At 49.4% G+C, this 17,929-nt stretch carries 14 protein-coding genes; 10 read left to right on the top strand and 4 right to left on the bottom strand.

Translation table 11 applies throughout. The features are described 5' to 3' along the window. The first annotated feature begins 6 nt into the window (after positions 1-6). The 3 genes from NF212_RS08575 to rsmF all read left to right on the top strand — a co-directional run bounded on the left by NF212_RS08575 (position 7) and on the right by rsmF (position 5,334). The gene (locus tag NF212_RS08575; protein ID WP_434360665.1) at positions 7-1,194 is read left to right on the top strand and encodes a PqiA/YebS family transporter subunit; all 1,188 of its coding nucleotides are present in this window, start codon (positions 7-9) and stop codon (positions 1,192-1,194) included. After that, positions 1,187-3,811: an MlaD family protein gene (locus tag NF212_RS08570; RefSeq protein WP_434360660.1), complete on the top strand. Its 2,625-nt coding sequence runs from the start codon at positions 1,187-1,189 to the stop codon at positions 3,809-3,811. The genes NF212_RS08575 and NF212_RS08570 overlap by 8 nt, the downstream gene beginning before the upstream one ends. Before the next feature lie 89 nt (positions 3,812-3,900). Further along, complete coding sequence (gene rsmF / locus NF212_RS08565; protein ID WP_434360658.1) at positions 3,901-5,334, top strand: 16S rRNA (cytosine(1407)-C(5))-methyltransferase RsmF; 1,434 nt, start codon at positions 3,901-3,903, stop codon at positions 5,332-5,334. A gap of 163 nt (positions 5,335-5,497) precedes the next feature. On the opposite strand, the gene NF212_RS08560 is transcribed toward rsmF, so the two are convergent. Further along, complete coding sequence (locus NF212_RS08560; protein ID WP_434360656.1) at positions 5,498-6,292, bottom strand: putative PEP-binding protein; 795 nt, start codon at positions 6,290-6,292, stop codon at positions 5,498-5,500. 380 nt (positions 6,293-6,672) lie between these two features. On the opposite strand from NF212_RS08560, the gene NF212_RS08555 reads away from it, so the two are divergent. The 7 genes from NF212_RS08555 (at position 6,673) to NF212_RS08525 (ending at position 15,609) form a co-directional block, all read left to right on the top strand. Then, a complete protein-coding gene (locus NF212_RS08555; protein ID WP_434360654.1) occupies positions 6,673-7,722 on the top strand; it encodes a 3-deoxy-7-phosphoheptulonate synthase in 1,050 nt (349 codons plus the stop codon). Between the two features lie 33 nt (positions 7,723-7,755). Next, on the top strand, positions 7,756-8,238 hold the full coding sequence (locus NF212_RS08550) for a YajQ family cyclic di-GMP-binding protein (RefSeq protein WP_434360652.1): 483 nt from the start codon (positions 7,756-7,758) through the stop codon (positions 8,236-8,238). Positions 8,239-8,362: 124 nt separating this feature from the next. Then, the gene (locus NF212_RS08545; RefSeq protein ID WP_434356812.1) at positions 8,363-9,784 is read left to right on the top strand and encodes an IS1182 family transposase; all 1,422 of its coding nucleotides are present in this window, start codon (positions 8,363-8,365) and stop codon (positions 9,782-9,784) included. A 418-nt stretch (positions 9,785-10,202) separates the two neighbouring features. Beyond that, complete coding sequence (locus tag NF212_RS08540; protein ID WP_434360650.1) at positions 10,203-11,897, top strand: NAD-dependent malic enzyme; 1,695 nt, start codon at positions 10,203-10,205, stop codon at positions 11,895-11,897. A 168-nt stretch (positions 11,898-12,065) separates the two neighbouring features. After that, a complete protein-coding gene (locus NF212_RS08535) occupies positions 12,066-12,749 on the top strand; it encodes a SanA/YdcF family protein (RefSeq protein WP_434360648.1) in 684 nt (227 codons plus the stop codon). Positions 12,750-12,983: 234 nt separating this feature from the next. Beyond that, the gene (locus tag NF212_RS08530) at positions 12,984-14,354 is read left to right on the top strand and encodes an SLC13 family permease (RefSeq protein ID WP_434360646.1); all 1,371 of its coding nucleotides are present in this window, start codon (positions 12,984-12,986) and stop codon (positions 14,352-14,354) included. 169 nt (positions 14,355-14,523) lie between these two features. Then, positions 14,524-15,609 carry a ketoacyl-ACP synthase III gene (locus tag NF212_RS08525; RefSeq protein WP_434360644.1) on the top strand — a complete coding sequence of 362 codons (1,086 nt, stop codon included), beginning with the start codon at positions 14,524-14,526 and terminating at the stop codon, positions 15,607-15,609. A 65-nt stretch (positions 15,610-15,674) separates the two neighbouring features. Here NF212_RS08525 and nagK read toward each other — a convergent pair whose 3' ends face one another. From nagK to NF212_RS08510, 3 genes are all read right to left on the bottom strand, one after another. Beyond that, the gene (nagK, locus tag NF212_RS08520) at positions 15,675-16,580 is read right to left on the bottom strand and encodes an N-acetylglucosamine kinase (RefSeq protein WP_434360642.1); all 906 of its coding nucleotides are present in this window, start codon (positions 16,578-16,580) and stop codon (positions 15,675-15,677) included. Positions 16,581-16,694: 114 nt separating this feature from the next. After that, a complete protein-coding gene (locus tag NF212_RS08515) occupies positions 16,695-17,420 on the bottom strand; it encodes a tRNA-uridine aminocarboxypropyltransferase (RefSeq protein ID WP_434360640.1) in 726 nt (241 codons plus the stop codon). A 160-nt stretch (positions 17,421-17,580) separates the two neighbouring features. Further along, a complete protein-coding gene (locus NF212_RS08510; protein ID WP_434360638.1) occupies positions 17,581-17,925 on the bottom strand; it encodes a DUF3802 family protein in 345 nt (114 codons plus the stop codon). Positions 17,926-17,929 lie beyond the last annotated feature (4 nt).

The raw sequence follows: 17,929 nt of genomic DNA, 5'->3' as shown, positions 1-17,929 counted from the left end.
CGTTCTATGTACAGTATCCGTTGTCCCGGATGTGATTTGCATGTCCTTCAACATGCAATCAAACCGGGTGAGTCTATGCGCTGTCCCCGCTGTGATGTGCGTCTTGCAAAATTCTACAGCAGCAGTTTGTATGCCGAGCTGGCGCTTGCACTTACCACTATCATTCTGGCAGTACCGGCATACTATTTCCCGCTGATCACGATTGATTTGTTCAGTGCGATGATTCCAGCCAGCGTGCTGACTGGCACAATCACTCTTTTTTCTACATTTCCGTTTATCGCTGCACTGGTTCTGTTTTGCAGTGTTATCGCCCCCGTCGTTTATTCCCTGGGAGTCATAGGTGCCTACACATCACTGCACTTCCACAGTAAAGACTGGCTGCGGCGCAGCCTCAATATCACCAGTCAGTTAAAATACTGGGTTATGGCAGATGTATTCCTTATCAGCCTTGCCATCTCATGTTTTAAAGTCAAAGACTACGCAGAGATCTTTGTCGGTCCAGGCCTGTACTGCTTTGTCATTCTTCAGGTGGTTTACTCGCTGCTTCTATCCCGTTTCAGCACACGCCGAATCTGGAATGCTTACCAACAAGAAAGTGACAACACTGAGATTGAGGGCAACCTAATCAGTTGCCACCACTGCAGCGAAAACAACCCAATCGATGCAACTTCCTGCCAGCGCTGTGGCTCCACACTGCATACACGCGAACCATTAAGCATCCAGAAAACCTGGGCCTACCTGATTTCTGCCACAGTGTTTATTTTTCCGGCAAACCTGTTCCCAATCTCCATCCTGCTGACGAATGGCAAGCGGCTGGAAGATACCATTTTTTCAGGTGTTGCCAGTTTGATTAAAAACGGTATGACAGGTATTGCCATTATTATCTTCACTGCGAGCATTATCGTCCCTGTAGCTAAAATCCTTGGACTTGGCTTTATCTTATTTTGTATACATACCCGCAATCGTGTTTATCAGCGGTTTGAGATGAAGCTCTATGGCATTGTCCAGTGGATTGGAAAGTGGTCGATGATGGACCTTTTCGTCATCGCCCTGATGGTTGCATTGATTGACCGTGGACAGATTCTCGATTTTACCCCAGGCCCAGGTGCAGTTGCGTTTGGATTGGTGGTAGTGCTGACAATGCTCGCTGCTGAGAGCCTGGATTCTCGTTTAATATGGGATAAAAATGAATAACAACGACGCCGAAATATACCAACCCGTAGTCAAGAAGAGCCGGGGAATATCCCCTCTGTGGCTGTTACCTGTACTTGCCTTCGCGCTGGCCGGCTGGCTGCTATACAACGCAATGAACAGTGCCGGTGAACCGATCAAGATTTATTTTAAAGATGCACAGGGGCTGGTACCCGGTCGCACTGTTATCCGCTATCAGGGTCTTCAGGTCGGCATGGTCCGAAATGTGACACTGTCACAGGATTTGATCAGTATTTATGCGGATGCCGAAATTTACCCGGAAGCCACAAAGCTTCTGGTCAAAGACACAGAGTTCTGGTTGGTCAAACCCAAAGCCACTGTCACAGGTATCAGTGGCCTTGATGCCCTGGTGTCCGGTAACTATATTGCTGTCGCTCCGGGTAAATCCAAAGAGGAATCAACCGTATTCACAGCCGTTGATGAGCCGGTTAACAGCGCCGCACGGGATGGAGGCCTGGATGTAAAATTGCTCGCACCGGATTTGGGTTCCCTCTCAGTAGGCTCTCAGATTTATTACAAGAAAATTCCCGTTGGTGAGGTATTCAATTACCGACTTACCCCTGACAATAAGTCAGTGGAAATCTACGCCAACATAGAACCTCAGTATAAAGAGCTGGTTAAGAGTGACTCCCGGTTCTGGAATGTCAGCGGGGTTGCCGCCCAGGTCGGTTTTGATGGCATAAACGTACAGTTTGACAGCCTGTCAGCCTTGATTGGCGGCGCTATTGCGTTTGACTCCCCGCAGAATGGCAGCCCCAGCGTAGAAGGCGGGATGTACACTCTCTATTCTGATATCAACAGTGCCCAACGCGGTGTCAGGATTAAGATTGACCTGCCTAAACGCCATAACATCCGGCCAAAAGGTGCCCCTATCATGTACCAGGGGCTGGAAATTGGCCGCGTCGACGATATTGAAGCCAATAAACAGCGCGGAACATCCACTGCCCTTGTCGACATCGACCCAAGCATGGCAGACCTGCTGAAAACAGGAACCAAATTCATACTTGAGGTTCCTGAAGTCGGATTGACTGAGTTCCGCAATATTTCCAATATCGTTACTGGCAACTACCTCACACTGGTACCCGGTCAAGGTAAACCCAGCCGCGACTTTGTTGCCATTTCCCGCCAACAGCAAATCAGCGAAGAACCCGGTACCCTCCACGTCAAACTGGATGCCCGGGATGCCTATGGTATCAAGGAGAATACCAAGGTAATCCACCGGGGTATTGAAGTAGGTTTCATTGACCGTGTCGGCCTCGCTGACGGCGAAGTCGAGATGACCGCGGTTATCTATCACCAGTACGCACATCTGGTCCGCAAAAAAAGCCAGTTCTTTATCCTTGGCGGTATTAGCGGAAACATCAGTGCAGACGGCGTCGAGTTCAGTGTCCCAGCCGTTGCCCAAATAGCATCACCGGCCGTGTCGTTTACCTCTGAAGGCCCGGAAGGTGTAAAAGATCACTACAACCTGTACACCTCAAAGTTCCAGGCCCGCTCGGCCCAGGAAAACCGCCCCGGCTCCTCTACCCTGCGTCTTGTCACAGACAGTTTCCCGCAGGTGTCGGCCGGTAGCCCGGTGCTTTACCGACGTTTTCCGGTTGGGCGCGTACAGAAATTTGGCCTGAGCGGAAGCCTGTTCTATGTCGACATTGATATAGAAAACCGCTACCGCCATTTACTCACCAAGGATACTGTTTTCTGGAACCAGTCAGGTATTGATGTAAAAGCCAACCTTGAAGGAGTAGAAATATCCGCGGGACCACTTAAAGCTGTCGTTAACGGTGGAATCGGGTTTGGTGATATGCCAGGTACCAGCGCCAAATCAGGCAAGAACTGGAAACTCTATCACTCTCGCTCCGAAGCTGCTTCCTATGGCCGGGAAATCACCCTGTACTCCCCAACGGCGGAAGGGCTGAAAAAAGGCAGTGGCATACGCTACAAGGGAATTAATGTCGGAGAAGTACGGTCGCTCGTCCCGGATCTCAAAGCAGGTAACGTAAAAATTACGGCAAGGCTTTATCCTGAATACGCTTCGACATTCAGCCAGTCTAATTCTTACTATTGGGTAGTTAAACCCAAAATCAGCCTGACAGAAACAGAGAACCTGGACAGCCTTCTGGGTACTTACATTGCTGTAGAACCCGGCAAAGGGCTGACTCAGTCAAACTTCTCACTTCACCAGTCCCGCCCGTTTGATAACGGACTGACTCTTGTCCTGGAAAGTGAGACAAGGGGTTCTGTGAGTGTTGGGACGCCTATTATGTACCGGGACTTTGAGGTCGGGACAGTCACCAAAGTTGAACTGGGTTCCCTTGCTGACAGGGTACTTATCTACGCCACTGTCGGGAAAGACTACTCATACCTGGTACGTCGCAACACCGTGTTCTGGAATGCATCAGGTGTCGATGTCTCAATAGGCTTGACCGGTGCAAATATAAAAACCGGCACCGTCGACAGCCTTATCAAGGGCGGAATTGCATTTGCCACCCCTGATACCCAAACCCTTGAGAGAAAGGCTCGCAATGGGCAGCATTTCTTCCTTTACAGCAAACCGGATACAGACTGGCAGAAATGGCGGACAGCCATTCCAGCGCCGTAAATAATCCATGGTATCAGGGCGGTGAATACACCGCCCTGATTGTTTGTGTTAGACTCCGCGGGTTTTGTTATTGCTAAAGAGACAGCACGGTGCACTCTAACATCCTTCTCCCCGACGCCTTTCTATCCCAAATTGAATCGATCATGCCCTCTCATCTTTCCATGGATGAGTTTGTCGCGTCTTGTAAACGCCCTCTGCGCCGCAGTATTCGCGTAAACACCCTTAAAACAACCATTGAGGCCTTTCAAGCACGTGCAGCGGAGAAGGGATGGACATTGATTCCGGTTCCCTGGTGCGAGACAGGTTTCTGGATTGAACGTGAGGATGAAGAAGTTGTCCCGCTGGGTAATACTGCTGAGCATATGTCAGGCATGTTTTACATCCAGGAAGCCAGTTCGATGATGCCGGTAACGGCACTCCTGCAAAATAACCAGGAGCTCACCCATGTGTTGGATGTTGCCGCTGCGCCGGGCTCTAAAACCACCCAGATTGCCGCAGCGATGGAAAATCACGGAATTCTGGTTGCAAACGAGTATTCAGCCAGCCGAATTAAAAGCATGCACGCCAACCTTTCACGATGCGGTGTACGCAATGCAGCGATAACACACTTTGACGGGCGGGTATTCGGCACTTGGTTGCCGGAACAGTTTGATGCCATTTTGCTTGATGCGCCATGCTCCGGTGAGGGCACCGTGCGTAAGGATCCGGATGCATTCAAAAACTGGAGCCCGGAGTCAGTGGAAGAGATTGGTGATACCCAGCGCGATCTTATTATCAGTGCATTCCAGGCATTGAAACCCGGCGGCGTTATGGTTTACTCCACTTGTACACTGAACCGGACAGAAAACCAGGGTATCTGCCAGTTCCTGAAAGACACCTACGGTGAGGCTGTGGCATTTGAATCGCTGGAAGATCTGTTCCCGAATGCGGAAGCTGCCATTACTGAAGAAGGTTTCCTCCATATCTTTCCACAAATCTATGACAGTGAAGGATTCTTTGTCGCCCGGATCCGCAAATTGGCTGCAGTGGAAACTGATCTGGCAAATAAAAAGCTGCGGAATTTCCCGTTTACCAAGGCCAAAGCCAAAGTCCAACAGGAAATTGCCTCAGAGCTTCAGAAAGCCCTTGGGCTGGTGTTACCTCAGGAAGATGGTTCTGTTTGGCTGCGCGACAGCGAAGTTTGGCTGTTCCCACAGGCTCTGGAACCGATGCTGTCTGAGATGCGATTTGATCGTATGGGCATCAAATTAGCTGAAACTCATAAAAAGGGATTCCGATGGCAGCATGAAGCTGTCATGGCCCTCGCTACCGGGCGCGAACCCCAATGCATCGAACTGACTATAGAAGATGCGCGTGAGTGGTACATGGGTCGTGATGTTCGCCCAGACCTTGAATCCTCTAAAGGGGAAGTGATTGTCTGTTACCGGGGGCAACCAATCGGTCTGGGAAAATGGGTAGGAAACAGGGTGAAAAATGGCCTGCCAAGAGAGTTGGTACGTGACACTAACCTATTTGAAGCGTAATTAAACTATTTCTCAGCTATGACACGTGTAGCACCCTTTCTTGGTCTAAGCTGAGATTATGTAAGGTTTCTTTACCATCTTCGATCGATTAGCGCACGGCTCTCACGAGCCATTCCCCTAAGCCCGAAACAGGAATAGTTTCGGGCTCTTTTTGTCGGGGTAATCAGGCAAGCACTACAGATCCAGCCGCCAGTTCCAGTTTATCCACCAACTTTTTCGCTTCCCCGTCACCCCTCGTTACCAGCCATCCCGGCTTACCGGATTTCTCCGTCTGTAACAATGCATGGTGGATCAACGAAATCACCGTTTCGTTTGTTTTAAACACGGTATATGCCGGAGTTTCATCCCCGCCAAGTGTACCCAGGGTAAATACCGCCAAAGAGTCAGCATCAATAAAGACACCATCAAAGTACGCCAGCAAAGCTTCGGTTTGTAAAACGTTGGCAGGAAGCTGGGATACCAGATAAACCTTAAGTTGCTCGAAACCGCGAACCAGGCCCTGTTCAGCCAAAAGGTCAATGGCGGTAGCAGCTTCACTGGCAGTACGGACAAAAGGCACAAGGATATCTACCTTGATACCCTTGCTGATGGCAGCTTTTATCGCAGAACATTCTGCACTGAAATAAGCATGCCCTTCTGTTGAGCGATATCCGGATACTCCGCGGAATCCCATGACAGGTGCATCGTTGCTTATTTTGTCATACAACATCACGTTGACCGCTTTACTGTTCCCGGCTGCTTTTTCAATGAGGGATGTAAGGTAGTCAACCAAGGAGTCCGCAGTCACTTTGGTTTTTGAAGCTCCATCCACTTCGCCAAGGAGAATATCAGCAGGTGACAGGCCAAGTTCAGATTCAGCCAGGGTGGCAAGTTGCACAACTGCGACGTTATTTATATTGTTTTCGAGCTGGTCAATGTTATTCAGCACGATTGTAGAAGCAAAATCCATTTGAGACATACAACACCAATTCAATAAATATATCGAGCCAAAATAGAGGGAAGAAGTTATTCGGTCTGCCCTCTGGTCACATTACCTGAACGCCGCATTTTCACTCAAGTGCAATCAAAGGTTTTTCGCAGTCAAGTCAATGTTCGCACCATATCGGGGCAATACAGGAAGAAATGAAGCTTCCATCAACCATCCATTTGCATTGATTGCTAACATTAAAGACATGCAGCTGAGTCTTGTGAGCCCAAAATGTACTTACAGTTTTGCAACAATAGGCATTAGATAGGATAAAAAGTGCCTGATTGGTCACAGGATTGATTTAATGGCCGCTCTTTTCTGTTATCTTAGCGAGCTTTAGTACTCACACGATGTTCCGCAAGGCAACGAAAATGCCATTTAAGACTGACGAATTACGAACAAAACCCGTTGCCCAAATGCCGACACCTACCGAATTGTCAGCCCAATTCCCGCTGTCAGACGCTGTGTCAGAGCATATCTTGCAATCCCGCCGACAGGTTGAAGATATCCTGTTAGGGAAAGACCAAAATCGCCTGTTGGTTGTAGTGGGGCCATGCTCTATTCATGATCCTGCTGCGGCTATAGACTACGCAGAAAAGCTTAAAAAAGAAGCAGATAAATATGCTGCTGAGCTTTTCATTGTAATGCGCACTTATTTTGAGAAACCTCGCACTGTTGTAGGCTGGAAAGGCCTTATCAACGACCCTGGTCTCGATAACACCTATGATATTGCACGGGGACTCGCTACAGCACGTAAATTGCTGGTAGACATTAACGGCCTGGGTATGCCTACAGCCACCGAGTTTCTCGACATGATCACCGGGCAATATCTGGCTGACCTTATATCTTGGGGGGCGATTGGAGCCCGTACAACGGAATCCCAGATCCACCGCGAAATGGCATCAGCACTTTCATGCCCGGTTGGATTTAAAAACGGAACAGACGGCAACGTCAAAATTGCCGTAGACGCCGTCCGTGCTGCTCGGGCATCCCACATGTTCTGTTCGCCGGATAAAGACGGCCGTATGACTATTTACCGCACGGAAGGTAACCCATATGGCCATGTGATCCTGCGCGGCGGCAAACAGCCTAATTACCACCGGCATGATGTCGTGGACGCAGCAAGCGTGCTTGCGCAGTTTGATCTCCCTGAGCGTCTTATTGTCGATTTCAGTCATGCGAATTGCCAGAAGCAACATAAATTACAGTTGAATGTGGCAGAAGAAATTGGCCGCCAAATCCGCGAAGGTGACAACCATATCGCCGGTATTATGGCTGAAAGCTTCTTGGTGGAAGGGAACCAGGTGGTAACATCCCCTTCTACCCTAAATTACGGCCAGTCCATCACGGATCCGTGTATTGGCTGGAATGATACGCAGCGAATGCTGGATGTACTGGCATCTGCCGTCGCTGCTCGCTAACAGGTTTACGTTGAATTATTCTGGGGAAAGAACATGCCTTCATTTGATATTGTTTCCGAAATTGATGCCGTTGAACTGAAAAACGCCGTCGACAACTCGAGCCGTGAGCTGAGTGGACGCTTCGATTTCCGGGGTGTGGACGCAAGTTTTGAGCAGAAAGATGAGACAGTGAAAATGTCTGCTGAGGATGATTTCCAACTGCGTCAGATGCTGGATATTCTTCGCGGCAACCTGGCAAAGCGAGGTGTTGATGCCCGCGCAATGGAAGTAAAAGACGCCGAGCATTCAGGCAAGCAGTTCCACCAGCAAATCAATTTCAAGAATGGAATTGACACTGACACTGGCCGTAAACTGGTAAAAGCAATCAAGGCATCCAAGATTAAAGTCCAAGCTCAAATCCAGGACAAGCAAGTTCGTGTTACCGGCAAGAAGCGTGACGACCTGCAAGCCACAATGCAACTCGTTCGCGAGTCCGATCTTGGCCAGCCTTTCCAGTTCACCAACTTCCGTGACTAATACGCCTGTGTAATCGCAGCTAAAGGCTCCTTTTGGAGCCTTCAGACTGCTGACAAAGCCCTAGCCATTTGGCTGGGGCTTTGATCTAATAAGGGATAAGCAAATCAATCATGGATGTGGTGACATGCTTAAAGACCCTGGCCCTCAACAATATGAAATTGAGATGGTGACACTCGAACAGTTGGTCCCCAAAAACCATCTCGTTCGCAAAATCGATGCTGCCGTCGACTTTGAATTTATCCGCGACGAAGTCGCCCACCTCTATTGCCACAACAATGGCCGCCCTGCGATAGACCCCGTTCGCCTGTTCAAAATCCTGCTCCTTGGCTTCCTCTTCGGCGTCAAAAGTGAACGCCAGCTCGTTAAAGACATCGAGGTCAATATCGCTTACCGCTGGTTCCTGCGGATGTCGCTCACTGAAAAGGTGATTGATGCGTCCACCTTGAGCCAGAACCGCCGCCGTCGCTTCAACGGTACCGATATCTTTGAGCGCCTCTTCATCCGTATCGTCGAACAGGCGATGAACAAAGGCATGGTCGATGGACGCGTCTTGTTTACCGACAGCACTCACCTGAAAGCCAATGCCAACAAACGTAAATACCGTAACGAACGGGTGAAACAAAACGTCAGCGCTTATGCCGAGCTGTTAGATGAAGCGGTTGAAGCTGACCGTGCAGCGGAAGGAAAACGCCCGCTCAAGCCGAAAGATGCTCACATCGAGAAAAACACCAAAGTCAGCACCACCGACCCAGAAAGCGGGTTTATGACACGGGACCAAAAGCCCCAGGGCTTCTTCTACCTTGACCATCGCACCGTCGACGGCAAACACGGCATCATCCTCGACACCCATGTCACGCCGGGCAATGTGAATGACGCCCAACCGTATATCACCCGTCTGGATACCACGTTAGCGCGCTTTACGCTCTCGCCTATCGCCGCCGGGCTTGATGCCGGTTACTTCACCGCTACTATCTGCCATGAACTGGAGCAGCGCCAAATCCTGCCGGTCATGGGATACCGCCGGCCTCACCGTACAAAGAATCCTATCAAGAAAAAGCACTTCCGTTACGACAAAGAGACGGACCGCTATCTCTGTCCTCAGGGGCAGGCACTGGTCTACAAGACCACCAACCGACAAGCTTACCGTGAATATCACTCAAACCCGCAGACATGCAAAACCTGTCCACTGCGTGCTGATTGCACCAAGAGTGAAAACCACAAACGGGTGATAACCCGGCACCTGTTCGAGAAATCGGTTGAGAATGCCAATGCCCTGAGACTGACCACTTGGGGTAAGAAAGTGTACCGACGACGGGCAGAGACGGTGGAGCGAAGCTTCGCGGATGCCAAACAACACCATGGCCATCGCTATGCGAGGTTCCGTGGCCTGTTGAAAGTACAAATCCAGTGCTTCCTGGCCGCAGCGGCACAGAACATCAAAAAGATAGCCCTGATGGAGGCTTATCTTCGCAAAATTGGGCTCAATGCGCGCCAAATAGTCCAGAGAGTGATGCAATTTAGCGTCTATGGGCTAAAAGCGGCCTGAACATAACAATATGGAAAAATAGCGCGATCGCGGCCTTCGGCCGCTAACAAAAGAAAACCCCGCTTGAAAAAGCGGGGTTAGTCAGCAATCTGAAGGCTCCTTTTGGAGCCTTTTTCATTTCTTTGCAAATATTTGCAACGTCAGTCTCAATTTCTGTGAGTATAGCTAGGCTCATACAGTTGAAATTAACCTACTGAGCCAACTACACTTTACAGCGCCCTCCGGGGGAGTGTTTTCCATCCAGGTAGACATACCTCAGGCAGCTTCGGCATCGGAGCGAAGAGTTTCAACAGTTTTGTTTATCCTTATTTGAAGTCTTCACATCCGTTCAGTCACAAAAATACGTTACTTTTAATAAGTAGCAACGCAAAAAGCCAAAACTACCATCACCACGACCAAGCACACTGAGAAAGACTTAATGAATAACAACAAACGCCCGCTGTACATCCCCTATGCAGGTCCTGCCCTGCTTGAAACGCCGCTGCTGAACAAGGGAAGTGCCTTTTCCGTGGAAGAACGCATTTTCTTCAACCTGGAAGGTCTGTTACCTGAGGCTATTGAGTCCATTGAAGAACAGGCTGAACGAGCCTACCTGCAATACCAGAGCTTCGAAAATGATATGGACCGCCATATCTACCTGCGCAACATTCAGGATACAAACGAAACCTTGTTCTACCGGTTGGTCAATGATCACATCACAGACATGATGCCGATCATATACACACCGACAGTGGGCGCAGCATGTGAGAATTTCTCTAATATCTACCGTCGTGCGCGTGGTCTGTTTATCTCCTACCCTAACCGTCACCGTATGGATGAGATGCTGAACAACGCCACCCGGCACAACGTAAAAGTTATCGTAGTGACTGATGGTGAACGTATCCTTGGCCTGGGCGACCAGGGGATCGGTGGCATGGGTATTCCAATTGGTAAGCTGTCCCTGTACACCGCCTGTGGTGGCATCAGCCCGGCGTACACGCTTCCTGTTGTACTGGATGTAGGTACAAATAACCCGCAGCGACTGTCTGACCCAATGTATATGGGCTGGCGTCATCCTCGCGTGACAGGTAAAGAGTACGAAGCCTTTGTCGAAGAATTCATCCAGGCAGTCACCCTCCGCTGGCCGGATGCACTTATCCAGTTCGAAGACTTTGCCCAAAAGAATGCAATGCCGATTCTGGAGCGTTATAAAGATCGCGTATGCTGCTTTAACGATGATATCCAGGGTACGGCGGCCGTTACTGTTGGTTCACTCATTGCAGCCTGTAAAGCAGCTGGCACCAAGGTATCTGAGCAACGTATTACTTTCCTGGGGGCGGGTTCTGCCGGATGTGGTATCGCAGAAGCAATCATTGCACAGATGGTGTCTGAGGGTATTTCCGACGCGGAAGCCCGCGAGCGTGTATTCATGGTCGACCGTTGGGGTCTGCTGCTCGATAACATGCCTAACCTGCTCGATTTCCAACAACGTCTGGTTCAACACTCAAAAGACGTTGCTGATTGGGAACTTCAAGCGGCCCAGAACATCTCTTTGCTGGATGTAGTTAAAAACGCAAAACCGACCGTCCTTATTGGCGTCTCTGGTGCACCGGGATTGTTCACAGAAGAAATCATCAAAGAGATGCACGCAAACTGCCCGCGTCCGATTGTTTTCCCTCTGTCCAACCCAACCAGCCGAGTGGAAGCAACTCCGTTCGATATTCTGAACTGGACCAACGGTGAAGCATTGGTTGCGACGGGAAGCCCATTTGAGCCTGTACGTCTGGTTAATGGGCAGACCTACCCTATTGCACAATGTAACAACAGCTATATTTTCCCTGGTATTGGTCTGGGCGTACTTTCTGTTGGAGCAAGGCGCGTCAGCGATGAAATGCTGATGGCTTCAAGCCGGGCACTGGCTGAATGCTCTCCCCTTGCCAAAAATGGTCACGGAGCCCTGTTGCCGTCCCTTGAAGATATTCAGTCAGTGTCCAAGCACATTGCCTTTGCTGTAGCCAAAAAAGCTATCGAGCAAGGTTTTGCGACTGAACTGACCGATGAAGCAATTCTTGAGCAAATCGAGAACAACTTCTGGGAACCGGTATACCGCCAGTACAAACGGACATCTTTCTAAGTTGACTTCCAGAAGAAAGCCGCTGTTTGCGGCTTTCTTTGTTTTTGGGCCAAATCTATGACGGGACACGTGAAAGAGGCAGAAAAGTCACTTAAATTACCTTCCTGTTAATGTAGAATTGAGCCTCGACTGTCTGTTTAGCGTCAAACGCTTTTTAAGTTATCTCTCATGTTCAATGCCAAGCTACTCTGCCGTTTTTCACTTTATGCCGTACTGATGGTGGTGTCCGTCGTTATCGCAGCTCTGAGCATAGACTATTGGGTTACATACGGCGCCAAAGACAAGATATATCACGATATCAACTCACTCCCCGATCGTGAGATAGGCTTGGTTCCCGGCACGAGTAAGTACATTCGCAGGGATTTAAACCCTTACTACCAATATCGCATCGAAACCGCCTACAAGCTCTTCCTGGACGGCAAGATCAAAGCGTTCCTGCTTAGTGGGGATAATGCGCACCGATCCTACAATGAACCATGGACAATGAAGCGGGACCTGCTTAAAAGAGGGGTTCCTGAAAGTGATATTCATCTTGATTACGCGGGTTTTTCAACACTCGACTCTGTTGTACGTGCCAAACAGGTATTTGAAACTGACCATTTCACTATCGTTACCCAACAATTTCATTGTGAACGTGCACTGTTCATTGCCAAACATCGCGGCATTGATGCCATATGCCTGGCCGTTCCTGGCCCTGAAGGCTGGGCAGCGGTCAAAATCCGCATACGTGAAATCGCAGCGCGGGTAAAAGCGTTCCTGGACATTTACCTGCTTGATACCACGCCACGGTTTACCGGGCCCAAAGAACCACTCAGTATCAACGAAAGGGATAATCCACCAGCCCAGCACTGATCTCCCTAAGTATTATGCCCAAACAACCTTGAGGTAGATTGGGTATAAATAGTATCAATGGGTAGATTACTACCCATCCTCAATATCCCCCCTCACAGTTCTCAACCCCCGATTTTCAATTAGTTAAAATTGCCACACCAGACACTTAACAATCGTTTTCATAAGGCTAACATTGAGGCAACTGAGGCGCAGAACTCAGCGATAAAGATCATAACGCATTGAAAAGGAAGCCCTATGACAGCCTTAACATTAGCCATCAAACATTGGCTGTTTCACCGAAACAGCATGATCCTTCTGGCAGATATCGCCCTGTTCCTGACCATGTTAGCGACCCTGCCCTTCGACCCAATGGTAACAAAGGGACTGAGTATCCTTGTCTTCGTTGCCATACTCTGGCTGACCGAAGCGTTGCACGTCAGCATTACCGCCTTACTGGTGCCTTTGCTTGCTGTTGCCTTGGGTGTTTTTAAAACGCCTGCAGCATTTTCAAATTTCGCCAATCCAATTATTTTCCTCTTCCTGGGTGGTTTTGCACTTGCCGCTGCCATGCGCCGCCAACAACTGGACCAGGCGATTGCAGACAAAGTCCTGCTTATCGCACGCGGGAAAATGTCTGCTGCAGTATTGATGCTGTTCGGCGTTACCGCCGGGTTATCTATGTGGATCAGCAACACCGCTACAGCAGCACTGATGCTCCCTTTGGTGCTGGGCGTTTTGACAAAAGTTGATGCGAAAAAAGAGCGCAGCACATACGTATTTGTTCTGTTGGGCGTCGCATACTCCGCGAGCATTGGTGGCATTGCCACGCTGGTGGGCAGCCCCCCAAATGCCATTGCTGCTGCAGAAGTTGGCCTGAGTTTTTCTGAGTGGATGGAACTTGGCTTGCCTGTAACCCTGGTGGTATTGCCGCTTGCGATCGCCGTGCTTTATTTCCTGACTAAGCCGAACCTGAACCATACCTTTGAAATCGACCACAAACCTGTTGAGTGGAACAATACCCGGCTGATTACACTGGTGATCTTTGCTACTACGGTATTCCTCTGGATTTTCAGTAAGCCAATAAATGGCATGCTCGGTGGTTTCAGTAAATTCGATACACTGGTAGCTGTCGGCGCCATTGTGGCTCTGGGTGCTTCCCGGGTTGTTGAATGGAAGGACATTGAGAAAACAACTGACTGGGGCGTGTTGCTGCTGTTCGGAGGTGGCCTGTGCCTGAGTAACGTTCTTAAAACAACAGGTACCAGCGTTTTCCTGGCAAACGGTATGAGCGTTTTCCTCGAGCAGGCCGGTATCTTCTTCACCATCCTTGCTGTGGTCACCTTTGTTGTATTCCTGACCGAATTTGCAAGTAACACCGCAAGTGCTGCACTGCTTGTACCAGTATTTGCAACCATTGCTGAGGCTCTTGGTATGTCACCGGTTATTCTGTCGGCACTGATTGCAATCGCAGCCTCCTGTGCCTTTATGCTGCCGGTTGCCACACCACCCAATGCGATTGTTTTCGGCTCCGGTTACATCAAGCAAAGTGACATGATGCGTGCCGGTATCTTCCTCAATATTGTGTGCATTATGGCAATTTCAGCATTCGCATGGATGTTCTGGTAAGAATTGCTCCATAAAAACAAAGAGGTACCGGAAAGTACCTGTTTAACTGCTCGAAATACTTTGGCGCTGCTTTGCAGCGCTTTTTTTATCTTACTGACAGCAAAGCAATAATTGTCTATTTCCACGTGCGTGGTTACACTGGTATTACGGATTTATGGAAGAACAATGTATGACATATGCAGAGATTACCGGCTGGGGAAAATGCCTTCCACCAGCACGGCTGACGAATGATGACCTGAGCACTTTCCTGGAAACTTCCGATGAGTGGATCACCTCACGCACTGGCATCAGTTGCAGGCGTATCAGCCATGTGGAAACATCTGATTTAGCGACAGTTGCAGCAAAGCAAGCCATTGACTGTGCGGGCATTGAACCTGAGCAGGTAGACCTGATTATTGTAGCGACCTGTTCACCGGATACCCTCATCCCTAACATCGCCTCCAAAGTTCAGCAAAACCTTGGTGCCAAACGGGCTGCAGCCTTTGACCTGAATGCCGCATGCACAGGTTTTCTCTACAGCCTGGAAACAGCCACCCGCCTTATTCAGGCCGGTAACTACCAACATGCCGTTGTAATCGGAGCCGAGCGCCTGACGTGGTATCTCGATTGGAGTAAACGGGATACAGCGGTACTGTTTGGTGATGGTGCCGGTGCAGTGGTTCTCAGTAAAACCAATGATCCTGCAGGTCTGTTAACCGCTCAACTTGGTTGCGATCCAGAAGCTAGGGATGTACTTGCAATCCCCAAATTTGGTACAGCAATGGATCGCTTTGATGAACAAAGCGGTTTCTTTGAGTTCCAGTTCGTCGGGCGTGAAATTTTCCGTCGAGCAGTAAAAGGGATGGGATCTGCGGTACATTCAGTTATGAATCAAAGTCAGATTACTGCCGATGACGTGGACATTGTTATTCCTCACCAGGCTAACCGCCGCATTATCGAAGCATTGTGCGATCACGCTGGCGTACCGTTGGAAAAAGCATTCATCAATATCCAGAACTACGGCAATACTTCTGCTGCCACTGTCCCGATTGCACTGTGTGAAGCGGTTGAACAGGGGCACATCCAGCCTGGCAGCCGCATTCTGACAGCTGCATTCGGGGCTGGCCTGACGTGGGGGGCTGGAGTGATTCAGTGGGGTGCCCGCACAACACCGGCACGAGAGTCCGATGCAGCACTGCCACCCTATGCAGGAACGGCCCTGTCACTGCTGGACAATGCAATTACCCAGTGTAAAAAGCATAACGCTATCAACTGATTCCGTTTAATACATAAAAAAACCGCCTCTTCAAAAAGGCGGTTTTTTTGTTTCCAGCTACTGAATCAGATATTCAGGAATGCAGCACCACGTACGCCACCGGCATCACCGTGTTTGGCTTTTACAATTTTTGGTGGGTTTGCAATGGAAAGCAAATACTTAGGCACTCGCTTAGGCAGTTCATCATATATGAGGTCGAAGTTAGAGAGCCCGCCCCCAAGAACTACAACCTCCGGGTCAAATGCAGTAAACAATCCACCCATGCACATTGCCAGCAGTTCCATGAAACGATCTACGTGCTCTACTGCGTTCGCTTCACCTTGCTTGTGCGCTTCGATGATGTCTACCGCTTTTTTCTTCTCACCGTAGTAGTGCTCGTAAAGCTGCTCAAAGCCACGCCCGGAAAGATAGTTGTCGATACAGCCTTTTTTGTCACAGCCACAATCAAAAAGAGGTGCGTTTTCGCCAAGCAGGAACCATGCATCAATCGGAAGGCGCATATGACCCAGCTCACCGGCTACGTTGTTCTTACCGTTTACAACCTTACCGTTTACGATAATGCCGCCACCAAACCCGGTGCCCAGAATGCAACCCAAAACGGTCTTGGCGTTTTTCAGCTCTTCATCCCACGCTTCAGAAAGGGCAAAACAATTGGCATCATTGTTCAGTGAAACGGAGCGTCCAATGCGCTTTTCCAGATCCAAGCGCAGTGTGCGGCCTTTGGCAGCAGGGACATTAACAGTAAGAACAGTGGCATCCTCAGCACGTTCAATACCTGGAATACCCAAGCCAACTTTACCTTCCGCACCGAATTGAGCGTCATATTTTTCAATGATTCCCGCAACGGCTTCAATCAGGGCATTGTAGTCATCACCGGGTGTTGCCACACGTTCTGTAGCAACACGATTGAGGTTATCATCGAAGGCACCAAATTCAATTTTGGTACCGCCAACATCAAATCCGTAAAACATCCTATTCTCCGAGGCGCGCAATGTAATAAATTTACGAAATTATGCCTTTATTACACTGCGCAGACTGTGATTTCTTCCATGTTTGTTCGTTTAGTTTCTGAAATTCGATCCAATTCACGCCGCTTGCGGAGTGGTTAAGCTCAGAAACTTCGAAAGCGCCGTCGGCTCCGGCATTGGCTTTTGGTTACGGCCATGAAGGTAGTGCTGACTGAACACGTCAAACCAGCAGGCAAGAACCTCAGCCGCATGCATTTCACCCGCAACAGCCAGAACCTCAGCAGCCACTTCCGCCGTTGCAAGGTGATGCTCTTTTGCTGCTGTCCGGACACCATAGCGTGAAAGATGGTCAGGGTTGATACTGAGTACAGGAAATGCGTGCAGCCATTCACTCTTCCGGAACATTTTTTTCGCTTGGCTCCATGTACCATCAAGCAGAATAAACAGTGGGCGTTTTCCTGCCTCTACCTCAACGGACTCCCTGACCCGCTCTGGTTCTGCATACTCAGAAGGGAATACAACAAAAGGCTGCCATTTGGGGTCGTTTACCAAAGCGACCATCTCAGGATTTGGCTCAGTACGCGACCAAATCCATGCATAGGTCTCCTCAACCACGTCAGCAATCAGTTTTGCGGTATTGCTCGGTTTCAGGATCTCGTCATCATACATCACCATCAGGAATGCCGGGTTAACCGGCACTGTTGTTTGAAACGCACATACACAAAGGTCCGGCGTCAGCATACAGTGCTTGCAACGGACAATTTTACAGCCTCTTGCACGGAACGGGCGGGTGCTTTGAGCCAGGCGTTGGTCATAGAGGTGATGAAGAGCATGGATGCGCATTGAAACTCCAAAGAAGGCGGTGCAAATTACAGGCGCGGATTGTAGCGCATTGGAGGGGATGAACAAGGCTGAAAATGGTTAAAGGTAGTTTTCAAGGCAGTGAAAATAAAAAACCGGGTTGAAAACCCGGCTTACCATGCTAGGTTGGCAGAACGACACATTACCGTAGTTCAACCAACTCAGAGTCAAAGAGGTTTTTGATAAGGCCAATATAGTCTTCAAGAAACATCACCTGCGCTGCACTTGGCTGGCGGCTCCAAACCCCTTCAAGGATCATATTCAGATCTGCGACAATTTTGTCGGCTTCACGCAGAATAAGAAAACGGATCTGAATTGACAGATCTGGATTCTGTTCGCAAATCGCCATGATATCAGTAGCCACTAAATCGTGGACAATATCATCGATCGATTCACTGCCAATTGGCTCCCCTGGCGCTTCAAATACCCCCAGATTCTCGGTGAGGTACTCGATAAGCGAATCATATCCTTCCGTATCAACAACCATATTT

The sequence above is a fragment of the Parasalinivibrio latis genome (assembly GCF_036825535.1).
GTDB classification, from domain to species: domain Bacteria; phylum Pseudomonadota; class Gammaproteobacteria; order Enterobacterales; family Vibrionaceae; genus Parasalinivibrio; species Parasalinivibrio latis.
The sequence above is the reverse complement of the archived record's forward strand: the minus strand, read 5'-3'. Positions and strand labels throughout refer to the sequence as shown.

Bases quoted from the DNA above. Each gene is read 5' to 3' on its own strand.
- NF212_RS08540 (WP_434360650.1), top strand. From the start codon at position 10,203: ATGAATAACAACAAACGCCCGCTGTACATCCCCTATGCAGGTCCTGCC.
- NF212_RS08535 (WP_434360648.1), top strand. From the start codon at position 12,066: ATGTTCAATGCCAAGCTACTCTGCCGTTTTTCACTTTATGCCGTACTG.
- NF212_RS08575 (WP_434360665.1), top strand. From the start codon at position 7: ATGTACAGTATCCGTTGTCCCGGATGTGATTTGCATGTCCTTCAACAT.
- NF212_RS08570 (WP_434360660.1), top strand. From the start codon at position 1,187: ATGAATAACAACGACGCCGAAATATACCAACCCGTAGTCAAGAAGAGC.
- NF212_RS08555 (WP_434360654.1), top strand. From the start codon at position 6,673: ATGCCATTTAAGACTGACGAATTACGAACAAAACCCGTTGCCCAAATG.
- NF212_RS08560 (WP_434360656.1), bottom strand. From the start codon at position 6,292: ATGTCTCAAATGGATTTTGCTTCTACAATCGTGCTGAATAACATTGAC.
- nagK (WP_434360642.1), bottom strand. From the start codon at position 16,580: ATGTTTTACGGATTTGATGTTGGCGGTACCAAAATTGAATTTGGTGCC.
- NF212_RS08530 (WP_434360646.1), top strand. From the start codon at position 12,984: ATGACAGCCTTAACATTAGCCATCAAACATTGGCTGTTTCACCGAAAC.
- NF212_RS08550 (WP_434360652.1), top strand. From the start codon at position 7,756: ATGCCTTCATTTGATATTGTTTCCGAAATTGATGCCGTTGAACTGAAA.
- NF212_RS08545 (WP_434356812.1), top strand. From the start codon at position 8,363: ATGCTTAAAGACCCTGGCCCTCAACAATATGAAATTGAGATGGTGACA.
- NF212_RS08510 (WP_434360638.1), bottom strand. From the start codon at position 17,925: ATGGTTGTTGATACGGAAGGATATGATTCGCTTATCGAGTACCTCACC.
- NF212_RS08515 (WP_434360640.1), bottom strand. From the start codon at position 17,420: ATGCGCATCCATGCTCTTCATCACCTCTATGACCAACGCCTGGCTCAA.
- NF212_RS08525 (WP_434360644.1), top strand. From the start codon at position 14,524: ATGACATATGCAGAGATTACCGGCTGGGGAAAATGCCTTCCACCAGCA.